The sequence below is a fragment of the Lacihabitans sp. CS3-21 genome (assembly GCF_024343675.1).
Classification (GTDB): domain Bacteria; phylum Bacteroidota; class Bacteroidia; order Cytophagales; family Spirosomataceae; genus Leadbetterella.
In genome coordinates this window covers 127,401-149,718 of sequence record NZ_RJUD01000004.1, presented here as the reverse complement: position 1 = coordinate 149,718, position 22,318 = coordinate 127,401, and the positions used below count along the sequence as shown (strand labels likewise).

The following is a 22,318-nucleotide window of genomic DNA, read 5'->3' as shown; positions in this document are numbered from 1 at the left end:
ATTGGGATAGTATTTTCGTTAAATTTATATTTTTTGGGAACACGTTTAAAACACTGGCAAATAAAATTACTATTGATTTAAATCAATCATTTTAAACAATAAATTTTGCAAAAATTGTCGAGAAAATAATTGAATGGTATCATTTATCCCATTCAGATAGATGCTGAATGCATAAATCTCATTTTTTTCGTTAAAAAAATACCCTGAATAATTTCTAGTTCCTGAAATAGAACCACTTTTGGCATGAATTCTCCCACGAGTTATTCCTGATGGGTCTAATGAAGCTACAGTTCCTGACTTTCCAACTTTTGGGATACTGGCTAAAAAAGAGTCGAAGCTTTTACTTATGGCCATTTTAGATAAAAATGAAGTCATGGTTTGGCAAGAAAATGTATTCATCGGGGATAAGCCACTTCCATCCAAAAAATTGAAATTGTTAAGATTCAAACCTTTTTTTGACCAATAATTTTTCAAAAATAAATTAAAGTCCTGAGAAGAATCAGCTATTGTGCTTATCAAATAGTTGGATAAGCCATCTGCGTAGAAGTTTATACTCCTAAAATTGCAATGCTCAGTAATAGTGGAAAGTTTAGGAGAGTTTAAAACAATTAAGGTATCCATTTGAGTACCAGTTATGAAAAGTTGGTTGGAGATTGTAATTCCATTTTTTGAACATTCCAAAATAAGCAAATCTTCAAAAACGTCGTTTATGTTTGGAATTGAGCCTTTAACCTCAAAATTCGTACTCTTTAAGGGCACGGTTCCAGTCATAACTATTTCATTATAAGGAGCTAAGTTTAAGATATTGACCATGTCGCCTGTGCCTTTATCTGCCGTTGTTACGTTGTTTTTTATTTTCCATTTAATCGAACTTGGTGAAACATTTTTAATGCTTGCTGAATCACCGACTTTATCTCCACCATTGAAATAAACGGTATAAAAGTTTTCATTGTAATTAAAATCTTTAGGGAATGCACCATAGTAATTTCCTAAATCACCTAAAAGCCAATCATTCGGAATCACATGTTTGCTTTTTTCTTCAATCAGTACGCTCCCATTTATTTGCTTAATTTTTTTTACCTTTAATGCATCCACTATTTGGTTGATCGAGTTTAGGCCTAGTCTTTTCGAACCAAAACTAGGGTCTCCATTTGGCACGATAATGATATTTCCATCCAAAACGCCATTGGTTATTTGGCCACTAATTTTTACTAAAGTTTGAAACTTGAAGTCTGCCCCCAAAGTATCAAGGGCTGTTCCTGTAGTAATTAATTTTAAGGTAGAAGCTGGCGGTAGAGCCATTTTGGGTTGATAGCTAAATATTTCCTTTTCATCTGATATTTTTCTTATGCTGATGGAAATATTTGTATTTTCGGCTGAGGAATTTCCTAGAAATTGTGAAATAATGGTATTTAATTGACTTGAATAAGTGCTTATTTGTAAGATTATTATGCAAAATATTTTCATGAATTTCTAAAATTTTCTTTAATAGTACTCCAATATACTATCTTTGCAGTCCTTTTACATGAATTTTTTAAAAAACAGTATTCAATGAGGCTTACATTTTATGGTGCAGCCAGAAAAGTGACAGGTAGTATGTTTCTCTTAGAACTAGAGGATGATTATCGTATTCTTATTGATTGCGGTTCAACATTGGATGGCTCTCAAAATCACCGAGAGGTCTTTCAGTATGGAAATTTTCCTTTTGATGCTTCTCTCGTAAATATTGTTCTCCTGACACATGCCCACATAGATCACTCTGGTCAAGTTCCAAATCTTTACCAATCTGGTTTTGAAGGACAAGTTTTGTGTACAAGTCCAACCATGGAACTGTCTGAATTGCTGTTGCACGATGCCGCCAATCTGAACTCGAAAATCGTAAAAAGTATAGAGAAAAGCCATAAGAAATCTAAAAAGTGGAAAAGCATAGAAACACAAGGGCTTTATTTGAGAAAACAGGTCGACGAAGCTATTCAAAACTTTGTACCTATAGCTTTTGGCAATAGATTTAAGTTTAAAGACGACGGATATGTGACATTTTATCCAGCTGGTCATTTATTAGGTGCTGCTCATATAGTTATTGAAGTTAAGGAAAACGGAGTTTTCAAAAAAATCGGTTTTTCTGGAGATATTGGCCGAAAAAACTTTCCACTTTTAGTTGACCCAGTAGCTATGCCTGAGGTAGATTATTTGGTCATGGAATCGACCTACGGCAATAGAAACCACTCAGATGCTGGTGAACCAGAGGAAGTGTTGAGACAGATTATTCAGGAGGCCTGTGTGGACATTACGGGAAGATTGATTGTTCCATCTTTTAGCGTTGGCCGAACCCAATGTTTGCTTTATACCCTCAATAGACTTTATCAAAACTACGATATTAAGCCCATTAAAGTATTTACGGACAGTCCATTAGCAAGAGTGAGTACAAAGGTTTATGAAAAATACAGAAAACAACTAAACAAAGAGGCCAGAGATTTTTATGAAGAAACAGATTCAATATTCGACTTTGAGAATCTCCATTATCTTGAAACTGATTTAGAAAGTAAAGCTGCTTCAACGCATACAGAATCGTGTATTATCATTTCGTCTTCGGGCATGATAAAAGGTGGAAGAGTAGAATATCATGTAGAGAAAAACATCGAAAATCCTTATGCCACAATATTGATGGTAGGCTATGCTACCGAAGACTCGGTAGGAGGTAGGTTATTGTCAGGGGATTTGAAAGATTTACAAATCAGAAACAAGAAATTTGCCGTAAATGCCAACATTAAAAAAATAGATGTGTTTAGTGGGCATGGAGATTTAAACGATTTGATTAGCTTTGCAGAAAACCAAGATAAAACTAAGTTAAAAAAGTTATTTTTGGTTCATGGCGACTTTGATGCCATGACAAATTTTAAAGAAATATTAGAAACGAAAGGTTACGAAAACGTAGTATTACCCAATCAAAACCAATCATTTGAATTATAAATAGACTTCAATGAGAACTTTATTAGAATTTGAGAAACCGATAGCAGAACTTGAAGCCAAATTAGAAGACATGAAAAAATTGGCCGAAGACAACAATGTTGATGTAAGCGACGCCGTGAGAAACCTCTCATCCGCTATTGATTCTTTGAGAGCTGAAACTTTTCAGAATCTCACCCGTTGGCAGAGAGTCCAGCTTTCAAGGCATCCAGAAAGACCTTATACCTTAGATTATATAGAAAGAATTTGCACCGAATTTCATGAATTGCATGGAGACCGAACAGTTAGAGACGATCCGGCTGTTGTGGGTGGAATAGCCAACATCGAAGGTGTAAGTGTGATGATTATTGGTCAGCAAAAAGGAAGAAAAACCAAAGAAAGGCAACATCGGAATTTTGGAATGCCAAATCCAGAAGGATATAGAAAGGCTCTGAGGTTGATGAAATTGGCTGAAAAATTTGGTTTGCCTATAGTAACTTTAATAGACACTCCAGGGGCGTTTCCAGGTTTAGAAGCAGAAGAAAGAGGTCAAGGAGAAGCCATTGCAAGAAATCTGAAAGAAATGATGACATTAAGAGTGCCTGTTATTTGTATAATAATAGGCGAAGGAGCATCTGGAGGAGCTTTGGGGATTGCCATAGGTGACAGAGTATTAATGCTTGAAAACTCTTGGTATTCAGTAATTTCGCCTGAAAACTGCTCAACTATTCTTTGGAGAACTTGGGAGTTTAAAGAACAAGCGGCTGAAGCACTCAAACTGACTGCAGTGGATATGAAACAAAATGGCTTAATAGATGGAATCATAGCTGAGCCTCAAGGCGGAGCACATTTAAAGTGGGATGAAATGTCAGAAACCTTGAAAAAAACCATTATTAAGGAAATAACCGAGCTTGAGAAATTGACTCCACAAGAGCGAATTTCGGAAAGAATTGATAAATTTTGTTCAATGGGCGTTGTTGTAGAATAGTATGGGTTCTAAATCTACCATAAAAGCCGTTGTATTTGATTTTGGAAATGTAATCATCAATATTGATGTTGAAAAAACTATTTTGGCTTTTTCAGAATTGACTTTTAAGTCTCCTGCAAGAATAAAGCAACTTTTTGCAGATGCAGAAGTTTTCAAAAAATATGAAACAGGTTTTTATTCCGATGATGAATTTAGAGATGTAATCCGACAAATACTTAGTTATCCGCTTAATGATCAAGAGATTGATCAAGCGTGGAACGCTTTGTTGTTAGATGTGCCCAAAAAAAGGTTAGACTTTTTGGAATCTTTGAAAATGAAATACCCGATTTATTTGCTCAGCAATACCAATAATATTCATATTGAGCAGTGCAAACAATATTTCAGGACAAGATTCGGAATAGCAAACTTCGAGTCTATTTTTAATGAGACATTTTTGTCTTACAAAATGGGGCTTTGGAAACCAGATTACAAAATTTATGATGCTGTTATTAGTAAAGTAAGTTTGAAACCTCATGAAATTTTGTTTCTTGATGATAATCAGGACAATATAGATGCTGCATCAGATTTAGGTATACAATGTATAAAAATTAATCCGCCCGAGTGTTTTACTGAAATCTTAGAACATATACTTTAGAAATGCTAAAAAGCCCTTATATTAATATCATTCTTTTTGTGGTTACAATCATTACCACCACACTTGCTGGGGCCGAGTGGATTTACGGTAAATCCTTCTTTTTTCAAAGCGACATGATGGGTTTAGCAGAATTTAAGGAGGGGCTTTGGTTTTCTATTCCATTCTTGGGTTTTCTTACTACCCATGAGTTTGGACATTATTTTATGGCCAAAATCCGTAAAATAGATGTCACGTTACCTTACTATATCCCTGGATGGTTTGTGGTTTTAACCTCAATTGGAACATTTGGAGCTTTCATAAAAATCAAGGAAAAAATTAACTCAAAGAACGATTATTTTGATATTGGTATAGCTGGGCCATTGGCGGGTTTCGTTGTTGCCGTAGTTGTTTTGGCCTGTGGATTTTACTATTTGCCAGCCGACGATTACATCTACACTATTCATCCCGAATACAAAAATTTTCAAGGAAATTATAGAGCGTTTTTGGATACATATCAGACCAACGGTGAGATAATAACTTTGGGTAAAAGCCTGATATATAATTTTTTAGAAAGTAATCTTGCCGATCCATCTTTGATACCACATAAATTTGAACTTACCCATTATCCGCTAATTTTAGCAGGATTTTTGGGTTTGCTTTTTACCGCTCTTAATCTATTACCAATTGGCCAACTGGACGGTGGCCATATACTTTTTGCCCTTATCGGGAAAAAAGCTTTTGACATAGTATCCCCTGTTTTTCTGGTTTTATTGGTTTCTTATTCGGGTTTGGGTATGTTTAAATTGACGGACTTTACAATGGCATATTCGGAAGAGCAAGGCATGCTTCTTTTGCAATTTTTATTTTTTGTTTATTTTAACTATTTGTGTTTTTCGAGAATATTTGATAAAAAATTGAATGGTTTGATACTTGCACTTGCGGTTATTCTTTTTCAGTTGACTTTTTCAAAATACGCTCCACAAATTTCAGGCTATTCAGGATTCCTAGCATTTGGCTTTTTAATTGGTCGTGTTTTGGGTGTCTACCATCCTGAGACAATTGATAGTAAACCACTGGGAATAACAAGAAAGATTCTAGGCTGGTTGGCAATATTTATTTTCTTTATTTGTTTTTCACCTAACCCAATTAATTGAAAATGAACTTCTTATTACGAATTTGCTTTAGGCTTTTGGGTTGGAAAGTGATTGGGGAAGTTGATCCTAAAATCAAAAAAGCCATACTTTCAGTAGCTCCTCACAATAGTTGGAAGGATTTTTTAGTTGGAATAAGTGCAAGAGCAGAAATGCGATTAGAAATTAAATACCTGGGTAAAGCAGAACTTTTTAAGCCACCATTCGGGTTTATTTTTAAAGCTTTGGGCGGAACACCCGTATTCAGGTCCGAAAAAATGAATATGGTGGATAGTCAGGTGGCGGTGATCAATTCATTTGAAAAAATCTTGATTGGTATTGCCCCCGAAGGTACCCGAAAAAATGTGGATAAACTCAAAACAGGGTTTTATTATATTGCAGTCGGTGCTAATATTCCAATTATTAGAGTTGGTTTTGACCTAGTAAAAAAAGAAGTAATCATTGCAGATCCATTTTTTCCAAGTGGTGATTTTGCAGCTGATATGAAAACGTACTTTCTTCCATTTTTTGGGAAAATGGGAGGAATTCAGAAAAACTGGATAAATAATTATAAAAACGATATTTTTTGATGAAAAAGCAGACCAAATTGATTCGTATTCAAACAGAAAAAACACAATTTAGAGAGCATTCTACGCCTCTTTACTTGACCAGTAGCTTTTGTTTTGAAGATGCTCAAATGGGTAAAGATTTGTTTGACAATACGCTCGAAGGCAATATTTATTCGCGTTTTTCGAACCCAACAGTTCAAGAATTTGTGGATAAAGTTTGTATGTTAGAAGATGCAGACGAAGGTATTGCAACAGCTACTGGCATGGCTGCTGTTTTTGCAGGATTTGCTGCTACTTTGGTTTCAGGAGATCATATTGTTTCGTCTAAAGCATTGTTTGGTTCTGCACATCAGATTATTACGCAAATTCTTCCCAATTGGGGAATAACACATACATATATCGATGCATCTGCACCGAAAGAGGAATGGGAAAATGCCATTCAGCCCAATACAAAAATGATCTACTTGGAAACGCCTTCTAATCCTGGTCTTGAATTGGTGGATATGGAAATGATTGGGGAATTGGTGAAAAAAAACAATTTGATATATTTTGTAGATAATTGTTTTGCCACTCCAATGCTCCAAACACCATCAGATTATGGTGCAAATCTTATAGTACATTCAGCAACCAAGTTTTTTGATGGTCAGGGAAGAGTTTTGGGTGGAATTATAGTTGGCACAAAGGCTTTGATAGAAAAAGTTAGATTTTTCTGTCGTCAAACTGGACCTTCTTTGGCACCATTTAACGCTTGGGTGCTTACAAAAGGTTTAGAAACCCTTGGATTGAGATTAGATAGACATTGTGAAAACGCACTAAAATTGGCCAAGGCATTAGAAACTATTAAAGGCGTTAAAAAAGTCAATTATCCATTTTTGCCTTCTCATCCACAATATGAATTGGCCAAAAAACAAATGACAGCAGGAGGTGCATTAGTAACTTTCGAACTAGAAGGGGGATTTGACCGTGTTGTGAAGTTTACCAAACTACTAAAAATAGTTTCATTAACTTCTAATCTTGGTGATAGCAGGACGACGATTACAAACCCTGATACAACAACGCATGCCAAAGTATCGAAGGAGGATAAAGCCAAATTGGGTATTTTTGAAGGAAGTATGAGAGTTTCTGTTGGCCTGGAGGATATTGAAGATTTAATTGAAGATTTTACTCAAGCCATTGAAGGCTCGAATTAAGAATTTCTGATAAATATTTATATAAAAAAGCACTTGTAGTATAACTTCAAGTGCTTTTTCATATTAAACAAGTTCTAATATTAAAATTCCCAAATAAATCCAATAGTAGGTGTTACCAAAGCCGATGGTTCGTTTAAAATTACTGGAATTCCATTCGATGCATCTTGTTTAATTTGGCCACCATCAGTTGTTGCAAAACCTGTGTTGGTCTCGTTTCTTTTTAGGGTAAATTCTGGAACAGTTGGAGATTTGGCTAAATACCAGTTAGTTACATCTATATACAAATCTAAGGCAGTTCTTTTGAAGTTAATTTTCTTGTCAATTCTGATATCACTGCTATTAAATGAACCCAATCGAAGTGTGTTTAATCGTGAATAATCATATACGGTAGTGCCTTGGGTTATATAATTGAGCCTTGAGGCATTTTCATTAATTGGTGAGTATGGAGCTCCACCTTGCAAACGAAACTTCAAGCCTGCTTCCCAGTTTCTTCGGAATTTATAACCTACGGCAAAACTCATCAAATGTCTATTGTCCCATGAACTCGAAATCAGTTTGCCATCCAAACCACTAAAAAGACTCCTGTAGTAAGTGTAAGAATAGACACCAAAAAACCTTTTTGTAAGTTTCTTTTGGGCAAAAAACTCAATTCCATAAGTCTTACCATCTCCAGTAAATAAAACTTCTTCATTGCCTAAAACATTAAAATCAGCTCCCAAATTGGCCAAAGAAATACCTGAATTTTTAGAAACCGGCATATTTTGGTAAAATTTATAAAATCCCTCAAGCGTAAATCTCAAGCTTTCATTTGGAATAAATTCAACGCCAGAAACCAAATGGTTACTGATTTGATATTCAGCGTCTTGATTTAATAAAGTACCCGATGTATTTGCAAAACCTAGAATAGTATAGGGTGGTAATTTGAAATACCTACCAGCCGATGCATTGACGGACCATTGGCTATTCAGAAAATAGCTCAAAGAAATTCTTGGTGATAGCGTTTTCAATAAATTCATTCCATTGTCGGTGAAACTGTTACCATCGGTTCTAATTCCCCCACTAAGACCTAATTTTTGAAATCTTCTACCTATTTGTACAAATGCTCCATATTTCATGAAAGGATTGATTGGGCTTTCAAAATTGATACTTAGTTCAGGCTGAACAACCTTTCCGTTAGCGTCAAGAATCTGTTTTCGTATCACATTGAAAGTTTCATTCGTGTATTTTACAAGCTGCGTTGACAAACCATAAGCCAGTTTCCAGCCATTCAAAGTTTGATTTACATCAAAACGTAATTTGTTCTCGGCTTCTCGAGAATTTAAATCTAATGTTTTAGGTGAGCTTTCAGGAGATTCATTGTCTTCGTATTTTACTATGTCGTTGTTAAACATGTTTCTACTCAGTGCTAAGTTCCAATAGCCATTGTTTATCAGCCTTTTAAGTGATGCCCCAACGGTATAGTTCCACTGATTAATATTTGGTGCAGAATTAATAGTTTGTGCTTTTTCAGCTGAATATTCATCCGAAATAGCAAAACTGAACTCATCAATTGCACCAAGACCTACAAATGTCAACGAAGTTTTTTTGTCAATTTGATGGCTAATTTTTGTTTGAAAATCCCAGTAATTTGGTCTAATTGGCAAATCGATGGCTTTGAATAATAATTGTAAATAAGACCTTCGAGCTGAAGCCAAAAATGTAGTATTTTTTGAAATAGGTCCTTCAAAAGTAGTGGCTAATTCAGTGGCACTTAATCTGATGTTGCCTTGTAGTTCATTTGGATTGCCATTTTTTTGTTTGAACTGAAAAACAGAACTTAAAGCATTATCGTAACGAGCATCAAAAGCTGAGGAACTAAGCTTTACGTCTTCAATAAAACTTACATTGAGCATCCCTTGTGGTCCTCCGCTGCTTCCTTGAGTTTGGAAATGGTTGATTACAGGAACTTCAATGCCATCCAGATAAAAAACGTTTTCATTAGATCCACCACCTCGAATGATGATGTCATTTCGAAATGAACCGCCACCCACGCCGCCACCCACGCCTGGAAGAATTTGTATTACCTTACTGATATCAAAGTTTCCGCCAGGATTGGCTCTAATTTCTTCGGTAGTGAGTTTTTGAATACTCAAAGGAGATTCTAATGTGCCTGTGAAAGCAGATTCTTTTTTTGCAGTTACTTCAAGAGCCTTTAGATCATTTTTCTGAGGCTCCAATTCTACTTGAAAAGTACTCTCATTTCCTGTATTTATGACGACATTGAAAAGGGTAAAGTTCTGATAGCCAACATAGCTGAACAAAATATTGTAGGTGCCAACTGGAATCTCACTGATACGAAAATTTCCGTTTTCGTCCGTAGTGCCACCTTTTTGAGTGCCCACAATTTGTAGACTTACAAATGGAAGTATCTCCTGGGTGCCTTTGTCGATGACCTTCCCTGTGATGCTGCCATTTTTTTGCGAAAAGCCTGTGAAAGAAGTAATTAAAAATAATGTGATGAATAAGTGTTTCATTTTAGATGTATAATATTATAAACATTATAACCCAATATCTCCAGAGTAGGTTTAAGAAATCATAAAAAAATGCATAAAAAAAGAGGCCTGAGCCTCTTTAAAGTACAATATATAGGTAAAAATAGGTTATGCCAATAAAAATATTCCAACCAAAATAAAAGCACCAGCCGAAAACCACATTGGAATTCTTTTGGTTTGATATTGATTGATATTGTAAAGTTTCAAATATTCAGTACGAAGCCACAAAGTAACACCAATTAATAAGAACAACAGAGAAGAAGAAACACTCAAAGTTTTTGGAGCGAAACCCCTCAAGTCAATGAATAATAAAGTAGAGACGATGGCAAGAACTATACCGAAGAAAGTTAAAATGCCAAACAATAATTTATACCCGTCTTTTTCAATTGAATTTCTCATTTATATGTCGTTTTGTTGATACAAATTTAAGCGATTGATTTGGCTATTTCCAAATAAAACGAAATATAATTTTGGTGAAAAAAGAAAAAATAGGTTAAAAAATTACTAATAATTCAAAAAATATATAAAAAAATTGGAATAATGCAATTAAAAATGAGTCATTTTTATAAATAAAATTAAATTTTACCCATTTTGAGGTTAAAATAACGGCTGCCAGGTTCTAAAATCAAACTATGCTCATTTTTACAATATATTTGGCAATTTGATTCAATAGCAATATTTAATTTTGATTCAACAATTTTCAGAGAAGAACAAATCATTGAGATAATGAATGTAGGGCTTGATAACTTTCATGTGTTCAAAAAGTACGTCAGCAAAGTCGGTTTTTAAAATTTCAACGTTAGGATATTTACGAACAAAAAATAACTCTTTGCACTTTAATAATTCTATCTCAGGATGATTCTCTGAGTAATTTTTGGGTGGCCTTTTAAGTTTTTCGCCATGGATTACAGGAAAAGTACGTTTGAATTTTGGGTCCTCGATTATTCCTTTTAGAAGTTCGGGATTATAATCTAATTCCTGACGAAACTTTGCCAAGTTGGTAGTAGAGGGCTGCCACATGCCAGCACCAATAAAGGTCTCGTTGTTTTGTAATTGAAAATAGTAGTCTATTCTACCAGAATGTCTTCCGCCCGGACCAAATGCTACGGAAAAATTATTTTTATAAGGGGCTTTGTTTTTCGAAAATCTAATGTCTCTATTAATCCTGAAAATACAGTCCTTCACCTGGGTATTACCAAAATCAGGCTCTATTTCTTTTAGTTTTCCAAGCATTGTATCGCTGAATTCTGCAAAATCGGCTTTGGCTTGCTCATAAATAGTCCGATTTTCGGTGAACCACTCACGGTTGTTGTTTTCTTCTAAATTTCTCAAAAATTCAAAAGTAGCTTCTCTTATCATATAATAAATGTCTAATTTTGTGAAAAAGTAAGATTAAAAAAGCGAAAATAAAAAATGTCTAGAATTTTAACTGGAATACAAGCAAGCGGAAGGCCACATTTAGGGAATATTTTGGGGGCCATAGAGCCTGCTGTGGCTTTGTCACAAAATCCCGAAAACGAGTCCTTCCTTTTTATAGCCGACTTACACTCTTTAACAACCGTAAAAGATGCGGCTTTGTTGCAAGCCAATACCTCGGCTGTGGCTTCAGCTTGGTTAGCTTGTGGATTTGACGCTGAAAAAAACTTTTTTTATAGGCAATCTCGCTTAGCTGGATTTCATACCGAACTTTTGTGGTATTTGAGTTGTCTCACGCCATATCCAATGCTTGCCAATGCCCATTCTTTCAAAGAAAAATCAGACAAATTATCGGATGTAAATGCAGGATTGTTTACTTACCCTGTGTTGCAAGCCGCAGATATTGTACTATATCAGGCGAATTTTGTGCCTGTTGGTAAAGACCAAAAACAGCATTTAGAGATGTCTAAAGACATAGCTGCCACATTCAATAGAGTTTTTGGAGAAGTATTTGTTTTGCCGGAGCCATTGATTAATGAGTCAGTAATGACCATTCCTGGCATCGACGGTCAGAAAATGAGTAAATCTTATAACAACTACATTGACATATTTTTGCCTGAGAAAGAACTGGACAAGCAAATAAAAAGAATTGTAACCGACGCCACACCTTTGGAAGAACCGAAAAATCCTGATACTTGTATAGTTTTTAAATTATACTCTTTTTTGGCGGACGAAAGTCAGATTGCTGCCATGCGAGAAAAATATATAGCTGGTGGTTATGGTTATGGTCATGCTAAAAAGGAATTCTTAGAGTTGATTCTTTCTAGGTACAAAAAACAAAGAGAGGTTTTTGATTTTTACATGGAAAATCCAGAAGAGTTGGAAGCAAAACTCAGAAACGGTGAAGCAAAAGCAAAAGAAATAGCCGCTCAAACTATGGATGAAGTAAGAAAACTATTAAAATTCGCATAAAATTGATTGAAACTATTTTAGAATTTGATAAGCAGTTATTTCTATATCTCAATGGATTCCATACCACTTGGCTGGATGCTTTAATGCTGTTTTTTTCAAAATCTAAAGTATGGATTCCTTTGTATTTTATCATAGTTGTATATTTATTCAAAAACTATGGCTCAAAAGATGGTTTGAAATATGTAGTATTCATTTTGTTGGCTGTTGGCTTAAGTGACTTTATTGCTTCGGGTATAATGAAGCCTTATTTTCAAAGACTTAGGCCTTGTCATGATTTTTTAAGTGAAATGATTCTGGTAGGAAATTGCGGCGGCAAATATGGATTTGTTAGCTCACATGCAGCCAATAGTTTTGCTTTGTTTTTTAGTATTTATAAAATATTTGGCCAGAGGAATTTCTGGACATATTTCCTTTTGTGCTGGGCAATAATCGTTAGTTACAGTCGTATATATCTCGGAGTTCATTTTCCAATAGATGTTTTTTTGGGAAGCTTTATTGGAATTTTAATATCAACCCTTATTTTTGAAATAAACAAATCAATAACCAAATGAAAAAATTATTTTCTGTGTTCGTTCTCGTTTTAGTACTCGTGTTTAAGTTATCTGCACAAGACATCACCAAAGGTACTTGGTATAACGACGAAAAAAGTGCTAAGCTTCAGTTTTATGAAACAAATGGTAAATTATTTGGAAAAATAGTTTGGCTAAAAGATCCAAATAAAAACGGAAAGCCCCGTACGGACGAATTTAATCCAAATGACAAACTTAAGAGTGCTCCACTATTGGGTTTGGTTTTTTTGAAAAATTTTGAAAAAGATGGTGAAAAAGCATGGACAGACGGGACTATTTATGACCCCAAAAGTGGAAAAACGTATTCTAGCAATATGAAGTTGGTAAGTCCGACTCAATTGGATGTAAGAGGATATATTGGAATATCGCTCATTGGTAAAACCTCAAAGTTTACAAAGGCAGATTGATTTTTGAAATCAACAGAAACTAAAAAGCCTTCCAAAATATAAAAACTTTGGAGGGCTTTTTTATGAATTCTTATTATTAGATAAAATCGTCTTCTAAATCATCCTCAAAATATCGGCTACTTTCGGTGTAATCGTCACCGACTGCCTTTCCACCTTTGCTGGCTAATTTCTTAATAATGGCTATTTGTCCAGAATGGTATAAATCGTGGTGGATAATTCCATTTAGAAGCGTATTGAAGTTATATTCAGCACCAGGTACTATTTCTTGCAAAAACGAATCTTCCTTTGTTTCAAGTTCTTTTATGAGTTCGTCGTGGCTGAGGGTAAGTTCCATCATGAGTGTCTCCAGCTCAAACTGATCAATTTTACCGATATTTCCCCAGTTTGCCTTTTCGTCTGAAATATTATAATTTTCGTCACCTTGCATTTTTTTTACTGCAAACAGCCTCCAACTTGTAATGTGATATAAAAGTTCGGCTATATTATGAATATTGCCAGCTGAAAAAGAGGCTTCTTTTACCGTTAGACCTTTGGCTAGTTCCAAAACCGATGGACCATGCCAAGCTCCACCATGAAATGCGGTATTAAAAAGATTTTTTAAATTTTCGATGTTAATGTTTGTATTGTTCGCCATATCAACAAGGTTTTTATTGCCACAACACCCATATCATACCCAAGTGGTAGGTGTCGTGTTGAATCAATCCGTTTAGTAGTTTATAAAAATTATAGTATTCTCCAGGTACGTTTTTCTCCAAAATATCATCATCATATTTTTCCAACTCAGTTATCAAAGCAAAATGCTGATTTTTCAAAAACTCAACCAATTCATTGAATTTTTCGGGATTATTATATTCCGTAGGTCCCCAATTGTCTTCTTCAGTTTCGAGGCTATAGTGGATATTGTCATTGAGTTTTTCGATGGTAAACTTTCTCCAAGCGGCCAAATGATAAATGTGCTGAGCTATAGTTTGACTTGAAAAGTTCTGAAACTGCGTGACCTTTTCTAATGGTAAACTATTGATAATTTCCATGACAGAAGGGCCATGCCATGCGTCGCCGCGAAAAACAGTGTCAAGATTGTCGATGATTAATTCTAATGCCCTCATTCGTTTTTGGAAATATTTGCAAAAATGATAAAAATCTACTTCAGAATTCATTTTTTCGAATAAAAAAAGAGAAAATATTTATATCAAATACAATTTCAGATTTGATATTTCAATAATCTCTGCCTTTCCAAACTATTTTTTTAGCAAATAGATAGTGTAAAAACTGTAGTAACCATGAAGTGGGTAAATAGAGGGCAAAAAGAGGCAAATATTTAGTATATCCAGATAACTTGAGCCTAGCTTCAAACCGCAATACTAAAAAACTATAAAAACTAAAAGTAATTAGAAAAACCGTCAGAGCAGCTTTCCATGAAAAAAAGGCTATTGTGGCATATAAAGGAAGAGAGATTGCTTGCATAATACCCAAATACAGTGGGCCAGAATTAGATTCTATAGCACCCTGAATCCACCTGTCTCGCTGTTCAAAATAATCTTCTGGTGGTACGGTGTATGCCACCACCTCAGGAATAAAAACTTGTCTGAAATCGTAACCTTCAGCGATTATTTTTTTGTATAAAGTGTAATCTTCTACAATACTAAATCCGATTTTTTCATAACCGCCAGCCTCAAAATAGGCTTCCTTTAGCACAGCCATGTTGTTGCCCATGCCGGTGGTGGGTATGTTTCTATCAGAAAATAATTTATTGACTGTAACTACACAAAACCACTCTAAGGCCTGCATAGTGGATGCAAAGCTATCGTGTTTCATGCCCGTTACGCCCACCATTACGCCAATCCCTTTCGTATTATCGGCTCTTTTAGGGAGGTTATTTTGAAGTTCTGAAAGCATTCCATTGATCCATTGGCTTGGCAAGGCCACATCAGCATCTGTGAAAAATAAATATTTACCTGTGGTTTGATGAGCCAGCATCGCCAAAACTCTCGTTTTGCCTTTTAAATCTTCGTCTGGTTTTCTTTCAGGAATATCAACTACCGTAATCCATTGTTTTTCAGCAGCAAAATCCTGCATTATCTTAAGTGTTTCATCGGTCGAATTGTCATTTGCTAATAATATCTGTAAATATTCCTTTGGATAATCTAAGGTATCTAGGGATTTGAGCATGCGATTAATCCCTTTGGCTTCATTTCTGGCTGGAATTAAGATACTTATAGGTATCGGAGTTGTTGTCGACATTTAATTTACTTAAGATGGTATGAGGGAATGAATTATATTTAAAATGCAATAATTACAATTTTTGTTGTAGTTTCAATAATTATACCAATTTTTTAGTGTTAAATTTATCGAGCGATGCCTATTCAATTGATAAATTCCCATGCACTTTTATAAGCTTGTATTTTTTCTGTATAAGCTATAAAATCAGAATAATAAGGGAAGTTTCCAATTGTTGCACTATCACCAACTACCACCAATAGTTTTCTGGCACGCGTCATGGCCACATTCATACGGCGAGTATCAGCCACAAAACCTATTTCGCCATCGGTATTTGACCTTGTCATGGATATAAAAACGGCATCACGCTCTTGGCCTTGGAAGCTATCGATGGTATTAATGGTTATACTATTTTGCCATGGCTGGAGGATGCTGGACGCATGGATGAATTCTTTCAATAACTGAATCTGCTGCTTATATGGACTGATAACTGCTATACTCGGCATCGTTTTTTCAACGAAATCTTTCACCAGTTCTTCTAATCTTTTGACAAGAAAAGCCGCTTCTTCTGGATTAGTGGAGCTTGTACCTTCTAACTTTTCTTCAAATCCACAACCAGCAGTGTCTATAAATTGAACTGGAGGATATGCAGCACTTAATTGATGACTGGCAACACTTTCGTGAGCTTTCAAGAGATTGCCGTAAAATGTTTTTGATGAATGAGCCATAATTTGTTCATTCATACGATATTGTGTTTGTAGCAGTGTGACTGCCTCTGGATATTTTACCGTCAATTTTTCAAGTAGGGTGTTTGAAAGGCCTTTCGCTGATGCTTCTTGTGACTTAATAGTAGGAGGGAGCTGGCAATGGTCACCAGCAAGAATCAATTTCTTGCCTTTCAAAATAGGAATCCAACAAGCGGGTTCTATTCCCTGACCTGCTTCGTCTATCACAACGGTGTCGTAGATGATGTTTTTCATAGAATAATGATTGGAACCCACCAATGTAGCCGTAACTACCTGAGCTTTATTCGATAGATCCTCAATTATATATTCTTCAATTTTCTCCACTTCCTTCATCAGTTTGTGTGCTTCATCAAACAATGCCTTCCGTTGGTCTCTTTCAGCTTTTCCGAAATTTCGCTTGTATTTATGGGCCATGTTTTTGTATTCATTGGCTTGCTTTTTCCAAGTCTTTATATCTTTAAACGAAGGATGATTTTTTATTTTACCTTCCACAGTTTGTGCTTGAAGATCTTCAGAAACTCTAGCTGGATTTCCAAGTCGAATTACATTTAAACCTGCGGCACTTAACTTTTCAGTCAATAAATCGACGGCAGTATTGCTCGGAGCAACCACCAAGATTTTTTCATTTTTCTTATCTACTAATGCCTTAATTGCCTGTACGATAGTCGTAGTTTTACCAGTTCCTGGAGGTCCGTGAATTATGGACAAATGATTGGCATTGAGTACATTATTAACAGCTTCGTTCTGAAAAGTATTCAGGTGAGCGTTATGATATTTATTTTCTTTTAGGTGAAAAGTTGGGGCTTTTTCTCCTATCAAAACCTTTGAAATTTCAGCTTCGTCATTTTCAGCTTTTTTTAGAGCAGAAAACATTTCTTCATAGCTATTATTATCAAAAAGTACATCAATACCCAATTTGCCGTCTCTGCTCCAATCTGGTAATTCGTCCGTTCTGAAGTTTATTTTGAGCCTATTTCCGCCTTGATAGGTTATGGTGCCATCGAGTCTGTCAATCTTTGCGTCGTGATTGGAGAACAAAACCGCTGGTACTCCAAACCTAAACTGATGAGGTAAGTCTTGGTGTGTGGTGCGTTCAAATTCTACCGTAAGATAGTCTCCTCGGCCTAACTCTTGCCCTCTGATGGCCACAGGATACCATGTGAGGCCATTTGCCCGCCTTTCGCCGATAGAAGCCGACTCTGTAAGTTTTTTATATTGTGCTTGATCTTCAAGTTTCTCTATTTTTAGTAAATCCGCTAAATCTTTGAAATAATCCATTCAGGATGTTTTTTGGTACAAAGATAAGGTTAAGATTACCGAATGCCTATTCTGGGTATATTTAGATAGAAAAACATCCTTTAAAGTGTATTTTAGTCTATATTTTTAAATAATATCTGCTTTAGAGCCGATAATTAAAAATATCTGCTTAAAAGCCGATAATTAAAAATATCGGCTAATTGACCGATAATTATAAATATCTGCTAATTAGCAGATATTTTTTGAAAATAGGCATTATGGTATTATATTTGGGTGTTTTTTAAATAATATGGAAGCAATAATAACAGGAGACTTGATTAATTCAAGGCAGGTAGAACCCTCTGAATGGATGCCTGCATTGAAAAAAGTACTCAAAAAGTACGGAAAGGAGCCGAAAAATTGGGAGATATTTAGAGGGGATAGTTTTCAACTAAATACCAAGCCTGAAGACGCTTTAATGGCAGCAATTCTCATTAAAGCCAAAATAAAGCAGTGGAAAAACCTGGATGTAAGGATTGGAATTGGTATTGGAGAAATAACCTATCAAGCCGCTAAAATTACAGAATCAAACGGAACTGCGTTTTTGAACTCAGGAGAATGCTTTGAAGAATTAAAAAAGCAAACACTTGCCATCAAAACGCCCAATAAAGACTTGAACGAAACGCTGAATTTGATGATAGAACTGGCCTCACTAACCATAGATAGATGGACAGAGACCGCAGCAAAACTGATCAAATTAAAAATTGAAAACCAGAATTTAAACCAAAAAGACTTGGCGAATTTGCTCAACAAAACAGCACAAGGCACCATAAGTGAGGGTTTGAAAAGAGCAGGATACGACGAAATTCAGAGACTTTTAAATTATTATAAACTCAAAATCAGTGAACTATGATAGCTTGGGTATTAAAAATCACACTCGCACATCTTTTGGGAGATTTTATGCTTCAACCCGACAAATGGATTGAAAACAAGAACAGAAAAACATATAAATCTAAATACCTGTATTATCACATCTGCATTCATTTTGTGTTGCTTTTGGTAGTTTTACAATTTGATATTAAATATTGGATAGCATTGCTTTTGATACCTATTTCGCACTATTTGATTGACTTAGCAAAACTTTTATTGAAAGACAAAATTGAAACTAGAAGATTATTTTTATTAGATCAATTATTGCATTTTTTGGTCATTTTTCTGATCACAAAACTGTATTTTTCGTTTCAAATTAACTTCCCGTTTTTTTTCAAACCAAAAACACTTTTGCTATTTACTGCATTTATAATCATTAGCTATGTAGCGTCGGTTGTCATTAAAATATTGATTTCAAGATGGAAACAAGAAAATGAAGCCACAAATACCGCTGGAAAATACATTGGAATGATGGAGCGGATTTTGGTTTTTGTATTTATCGTTTTGAACCATTGGGAAGGCGTTGGATTCTTGTTGGCGGCCAAGTCGGTTTTTAGAATCGGTGACTTGACCAAAAGCCATGAAGTAAAAATGACAGAATATATATTGATAGGCACCTTATTGAGCTTCGGAATAGCCATTGGCGTGGCCTTGGCCTACCAAAAACTTTTAAAATTTGTTTAAAATGGATCCATTACACGGTATCACACTAGAAAAAATCTTGAATTATTTGGTAGAAAACATCGGTTGGGAGGCCATGTATGACGAGGTAAAAGTAAACTGCTTCAAATTCGACGCAAGTATAAAATCAAGTTTGACATTTCTTCGAAAAACACCTTGGGCTAGAACAAAAGTGGAACAATTGTATATTAGAGAAATCAAAAACAAGGCATAAAAACTAATTTTTCAACGCACGAGCGTATTCAGAAGGTGTTTTTCCAACAATTTTCTTAAAATGGAAATTGAAGTTTGAAATGGTATTAAAACCACTTTCAAAACAAATTCCTGAAACATTCAGGGTATTCTGACTGAGTAGTTTACAAGCATTCCCAATCCGAATTTCATTTACAAAATCCACAAAAGACCGATTTGTGCGTTTTTTAAAATACCTACAAAAAGCAGCCTCGCTCATGTTTACCTTTTCAGCAATATCACTCAATTTGATAGTGTCTTTGAAGTTTTTGCTCACATATTCATAAACTTTCTGCATTCGTTCGGTTTCTGAGAGTTTATGCAGATTGGTGTAGTTTTCGTTCGTAATAAATTGATAATCTTTCGATTGAGAAAGAGAATGCAATAAATCAAGTAAAATTAAAATACGTTTAAAGCCCTTAATGTTCCGTAACTCCAAAAGCCTATCAATAACGTGTTGCTTTGTTTTACCTGACCAAACCAAACCTCTACTCGAATTTTTCAGCAAAGCATTCAGAACTGACATTTCAGATTTCTCAAAAAAATCACTTCCAAGGAAATCTTCGGTAAAATAAAGAACAATGCCATGAGTTTTCAAGGTGGAATTGTTTTCGAAATACATTTTGTCACTCCGCCAAAGATGAGGTAAATTGGGCCCAAGAAAAACGGTGTCGCCAGCTTCGAAATATTGAATACTATCGCCAATGAAGCGAGTGCCTGTGCCTTCCAAAACTGTAAACAATTGGTAATGAGGGTGAAAGTGCCAATTTGGATCAAAGAAGCTTTCTCTCAAGTCTAAAACTGTGACAGAATCTTGCTGACTACCGATATTTTTTTCAAGAACAACTGGCATTTTAAGTACTGTTTTTTGTTCGCCAAATTTACTATTTATGCAAAAATAGTCAAAATACTGGTAGTTCTGGCAAATATAAAGGAACAAAATTGCAATTTTCTTCTATAATATTGTACTTAAATATACTATACACTTATGAAGAACAAAATCGGGATGAACCTCTTACTTTGGGGAACCGAAATTGATGAGCGTTTATTCCCAGTATTGGAGCAAATAAAAGAAATCGGATACGATGGGGTGGAAATACCGATTTTCAATACAAATCCTGAGCATTGGTACACTTGGAGAAAAAAATTGGATGAGTTGGAATTGGCGAGAATAGCAGTTACCATCAATGGCCCGGGTGAAAGTTTTATCAGTTCTGATCCTGCCGAAAGAAAAAGTACTTTGGAAAGAAATAAATTGGCATTAGACTGTGCCATGATATTGGGTTCAGATTTACTCACAGGACCATTTCATTCCGCATTAGGAGTTTTTACGGGTTCAAAAGCAACTGCACAAGAAAAACTTTGGGCAAAAGAAGGTCTTTGGGATTTATCAGAATATGCGGATAGCATGGGAATTACACTCGGATTAGAATATTTGAATAGATTCGAGAGTTATTTGGTTTCTTGTTCTGACGAGCTTTTAGATTTGGTCAATTATGTTAATCATCCCGCTTGCAAAATCATGTTTGATACTTTTCATGCCAATATTGAAGAAAAAAACATGACCGAGGCCATTAAAAAAATTGGGGATAAATTGGTACATGTACAACTTTCAGAAAATGACCGAGGAACTTTAGGCCATGGGCGAGTAGAGATTCCAGAAGTTCTAGAAGCTTTAAAATCAATAAATTACGAAGGAATGCTGAGTATTGAAGCATTTAGTGAAAAACTTGCAGCAGCAAATATTTGGAGGAAAATGTTCGACTCAGAAGAGCAATTAATGAAAGACAGTTATGAATATCTTAATACTATAATAAAATGAGTAAAAAAATAAATATCGCCATAGTAGGCTTGGGATTTGGAGCAGAATTTATTCCTATTTATCAGCGTCATCCAAACGCTAATATGTATGCTATTTGTCAACGTAACGTTGAAAGTCTGAATAAAATCGGAGATACATTCGGTATCGAAAAAAGATATTCTGACTACGACGAGCTATTGCGTGATCCTGAAATTGATGCAGTACACATCAATTCACCAATTCCCAATCATGCTGAGCAATCTCTCAAGGCATTATATGCGGGCAAACATGTCGCATGTACTGTTCCTATGGCCACGAGCGTGGAAGATTGTATGAAAATCGTAAAAGCTACGCAAGAAACAGGCAAAAAATACATGATGATGGAAACTGTGGTATATGCCCGTGAGTTTTTGTTTGTCAAAGAATTGTATGAAAAAGGAGAATTGGGAAAGGTACAGTTTCTAAAAGCATCGCATCAACAAGACATGGAAGGATGGCCTGACTATTGGCCTGGATTGCCACCTATGCATTATGCTACCCATTGCGTTGGCCCTGTTGCTGGTTTGTTAAAACTTGAAGCCGAATATGTTTCTTGCTTTGGTTCTGGAACAATTTCGGAAGATTTAGTAAAAATACACAACTCGCCATTTGCAGTTGAATCGGCACATATTAAGTTCAAAAACAGTGACTTAAGTGCTTATGTGTATCGTTCTCTTTTTGATGTGGCCCGTCAATATCGTGAGAGTTTTGAGGTGTATGGTTCAAAAAAATCATTCGAATGGGCACTGATAGAAGGCGAACCGAATGTGATTCATACGGCAAAAAAACCTGAACCGGAGATTCCTGAGAAAGTAGAAACTCCAGATTATGCTCATTTGCTTCCAAAAGAAATCCAATCGTTTACAGGTAAAGGCGTTTATGATTCTGACGAAAATACCCATTTGAGTTTTGCACAGGGTGGCGGTCATGGTGGATCCCATCCACACTTAGCTCATGAGTTTTTAACCGCCTTGGTTGAAGACCGTGACCCATTTCCTAATGCGGCTCAGTCTGCAAACTGGACCTCTGTGGGCATATTGGCTCATGAATCGGCCATGCAAGGAGGTGAATTGATTAGAGTACCAGATTTTTTCAACATATAAATA

The 22,318-nt window shown here is 35.4% G+C and carries 23 protein-coding genes; 14 read left to right on the top strand and 9 right to left on the bottom strand.

The window, feature by feature from the left end; translation table 11 throughout:
- Nucleotides 1–69 precede the first annotated feature (69 nt).
- Nucleotides 70–1,467, bottom strand: coding sequence for a D-alanyl-D-alanine carboxypeptidase/D-alanyl-D-alanine-endopeptidase (dacB, locus tag EGI24_RS04270; RefSeq protein WP_255047094.1), 1,398 nt, complete (start codon nt 1,465–1,467; stop codon nt 70–72).
- Nucleotides 1,468–1,551: 84 nt separating this feature from the next.
- On the opposite strand from dacB, the gene EGI24_RS04265 reads away from it, so the two are divergent.
- Genes EGI24_RS04265 through EGI24_RS04240 form a run of 6 tightly spaced genes read left to right on the top strand, consistent with a single transcriptional unit; the run spans nt 1,552 to nt 7,436 of the window.
- A complete protein-coding gene (locus EGI24_RS04265; protein ID WP_255047092.1) occupies nt 1,552–2,970 on the top strand; it encodes an MBL fold metallo-hydrolase RNA specificity domain-containing protein in 1,419 nt (472 codons plus the stop codon).
- A gap of 10 nt (nt 2,971–2,980) precedes the next feature.
- Nucleotides 2,981–3,934 (top strand): acetyl-CoA carboxylase carboxyltransferase subunit alpha, encoded by a 954-nt coding sequence (locus tag EGI24_RS04260; RefSeq protein ID WP_255047091.1) that lies wholly within the window; start codon nt 2,981–2,983, stop codon nt 3,932–3,934.
- Between the two features lies 1 nt (nt 3,935).
- Entirely contained in the window at nt 3,936–4,568 is a 633-nt protein-coding gene (locus EGI24_RS04255; RefSeq protein WP_255047090.1) for an HAD family phosphatase, read from the top strand.
- Between the two features lie 2 nt (nt 4,569–4,570).
- Nucleotides 4,571–5,701 (top strand): site-2 protease family protein, encoded by a 1,131-nt coding sequence (locus EGI24_RS04250; RefSeq protein ID WP_255047089.1) that lies wholly within the window; start codon nt 4,571–4,573, stop codon nt 5,699–5,701.
- Nucleotides 5,702–5,703: 2 nt separating this feature from the next.
- On the top strand, nt 5,704–6,267 hold the full coding sequence (locus EGI24_RS04245; protein WP_255047087.1) for a 1-acyl-sn-glycerol-3-phosphate acyltransferase: 564 nt from the start codon (nt 5,704–5,706) through the stop codon (nt 6,265–6,267).
- A complete protein-coding gene (locus EGI24_RS04240) occupies nt 6,267–7,436 on the top strand; it encodes a PLP-dependent aspartate aminotransferase family protein (RefSeq protein WP_255047086.1) in 1,170 nt (389 codons plus the stop codon). Before EGI24_RS04245 ends, EGI24_RS04240 begins: the two co-directional genes overlap by 1 nt.
- Nucleotides 7,437–7,516: 80 nt before the next feature.
- On the opposite strand, the gene EGI24_RS04235 is transcribed toward EGI24_RS04240, so the two are convergent.
- The 3 genes from EGI24_RS04235 to EGI24_RS04225 all read right to left on the bottom strand — a co-directional run bounded on the left by EGI24_RS04235 (nt 7,517) and on the right by EGI24_RS04225 (nt 11,326).
- Complete coding sequence (locus tag EGI24_RS04235) at nt 7,517–9,949, bottom strand: TonB-dependent receptor (protein WP_255047084.1); 2,433 nt, start codon at nt 9,947–9,949, stop codon at nt 7,517–7,519.
- A 126-nt stretch (nt 9,950–10,075) separates the two neighbouring features.
- Nucleotides 10,076–10,366: a hypothetical protein gene (locus tag EGI24_RS04230; RefSeq protein WP_255047083.1), complete on the bottom strand. Its 291-nt coding sequence runs from the start codon at nt 10,364–10,366 to the stop codon at nt 10,076–10,078.
- A gap of 291 nt (nt 10,367–10,657) precedes the next feature.
- On the bottom strand, nt 10,658–11,326 hold the full coding sequence (locus EGI24_RS04225) for a DUF2461 domain-containing protein (protein ID WP_255047082.1): 669 nt from the start codon (nt 11,324–11,326) through the stop codon (nt 10,658–10,660).
- Between the two features lie 54 nt (nt 11,327–11,380).
- Here EGI24_RS04225 and trpS point away from each other — a divergent pair, with 54 nt between their 5' ends.
- From trpS to EGI24_RS04210, 3 genes are read left to right on the top strand one after another with little or no spacing between them, the layout of a single operon-like run.
- Complete coding sequence (trpS, locus tag EGI24_RS04220; RefSeq protein WP_255047081.1) at nt 11,381–12,355, top strand: tryptophan--tRNA ligase; 975 nt, start codon at nt 11,381–11,383, stop codon at nt 12,353–12,355.
- Between the two features lie 2 nt (nt 12,356–12,357).
- Nucleotides 12,358–12,906 carry a phosphatase PAP2 family protein gene (locus EGI24_RS04215; protein WP_255047080.1) on the top strand — a complete coding sequence of 183 codons (549 nt, stop codon included), beginning with the start codon at nt 12,358–12,360 and terminating at the stop codon, nt 12,904–12,906.
- The gene (locus EGI24_RS04210; RefSeq protein WP_255047079.1) at nt 12,903–13,331 is read left to right on the top strand and encodes a DUF2147 domain-containing protein; all 429 of its coding nucleotides are present in this window, start codon (nt 12,903–12,905) and stop codon (nt 13,329–13,331) included. The genes EGI24_RS04215 and EGI24_RS04210 overlap by 4 nt, the downstream gene beginning before the upstream one ends.
- Before the next feature lie 76 nt (nt 13,332–13,407).
- Here the strand turns inward: EGI24_RS04210 and EGI24_RS04205 are convergent, their stop codons facing one another.
- From EGI24_RS04205 to EGI24_RS04190, 4 genes are all read right to left on the bottom strand, one after another.
- Nucleotides 13,408–13,965, bottom strand: coding sequence for a DinB family protein (locus EGI24_RS04205; protein ID WP_255047078.1), 558 nt, complete (start codon nt 13,963–13,965; stop codon nt 13,408–13,410).
- Nucleotides 13,966–13,978: 13 nt separating this feature from the next.
- Nucleotides 13,979–14,488 carry a DinB family protein gene (locus tag EGI24_RS04200; RefSeq protein ID WP_255047077.1) on the bottom strand — a complete coding sequence of 170 codons (510 nt, stop codon included), beginning with the start codon at nt 14,486–14,488 and terminating at the stop codon, nt 13,979–13,981.
- Between the two features lie 58 nt (nt 14,489–14,546).
- Nucleotides 14,547–15,572, bottom strand: a complete 1,026-nt coding sequence (locus EGI24_RS04195; RefSeq protein WP_255047076.1) for a glycosyltransferase — start codon at nt 15,570–15,572, stop codon at nt 14,547–14,549.
- 122 nt (nt 15,573–15,694) lie between these two features.
- Nucleotides 15,695–17,572 (bottom strand): AAA domain-containing protein, encoded by a 1,878-nt coding sequence (locus EGI24_RS04190; protein WP_255047075.1) that lies wholly within the window; start codon nt 17,570–17,572, stop codon nt 15,695–15,697.
- A 268-nt stretch (nt 17,573–17,840) separates the two neighbouring features.
- Here EGI24_RS04190 and EGI24_RS04185 point away from each other — a divergent pair, with 268 nt between their 5' ends.
- From EGI24_RS04185 to EGI24_RS04175, 3 genes are read left to right on the top strand one after another with little or no spacing between them, the layout of a single operon-like run.
- The gene (locus tag EGI24_RS04185; protein WP_255047074.1) at nt 17,841–18,443 is read left to right on the top strand and encodes a SatD family protein; all 603 of its coding nucleotides are present in this window, start codon (nt 17,841–17,843) and stop codon (nt 18,441–18,443) included.
- Entirely contained in the window at nt 18,440–19,144 is a 705-nt protein-coding gene (locus EGI24_RS04180; protein ID WP_255047073.1) for a DUF3307 domain-containing protein, read from the top strand. Before EGI24_RS04185 ends, EGI24_RS04180 begins: the two co-directional genes overlap by 4 nt.
- Nucleotide 19,145: 1 nt before the next feature.
- Nucleotides 19,146–19,355, top strand: coding sequence for a VF530 family DNA-binding protein (locus EGI24_RS04175; RefSeq protein ID WP_255047072.1), 210 nt, complete (start codon nt 19,146–19,148; stop codon nt 19,353–19,355).
- Nucleotides 19,356–19,358: 3 nt separating this feature from the next.
- On the opposite strand, the gene EGI24_RS04170 is transcribed toward EGI24_RS04175, so the two are convergent.
- Nucleotides 19,359–20,225 (bottom strand): AraC family transcriptional regulator, encoded by an 867-nt coding sequence (locus EGI24_RS04170; protein WP_255047071.1) that lies wholly within the window; start codon nt 20,223–20,225, stop codon nt 19,359–19,361.
- Between the two features lie 135 nt (nt 20,226–20,360).
- On the opposite strand from EGI24_RS04170, the gene EGI24_RS04165 reads away from it, so the two are divergent.
- Together EGI24_RS04165 and EGI24_RS04160 are read left to right on the top strand one after the other, a co-directional pair.
- A complete protein-coding gene (locus tag EGI24_RS04165) occupies nt 20,361–21,194 on the top strand; it encodes a sugar phosphate isomerase/epimerase (protein WP_255047070.1) in 834 nt (277 codons plus the stop codon).
- Nucleotides 21,191–22,315, top strand: coding sequence for a Gfo/Idh/MocA family protein (locus EGI24_RS04160; RefSeq protein WP_255047069.1), 1,125 nt, complete (start codon nt 21,191–21,193; stop codon nt 22,313–22,315). The genes EGI24_RS04165 and EGI24_RS04160 overlap by 4 nt, the downstream gene beginning before the upstream one ends.
- Nucleotides 22,316–22,318: the final 3 nt, after the last annotated feature.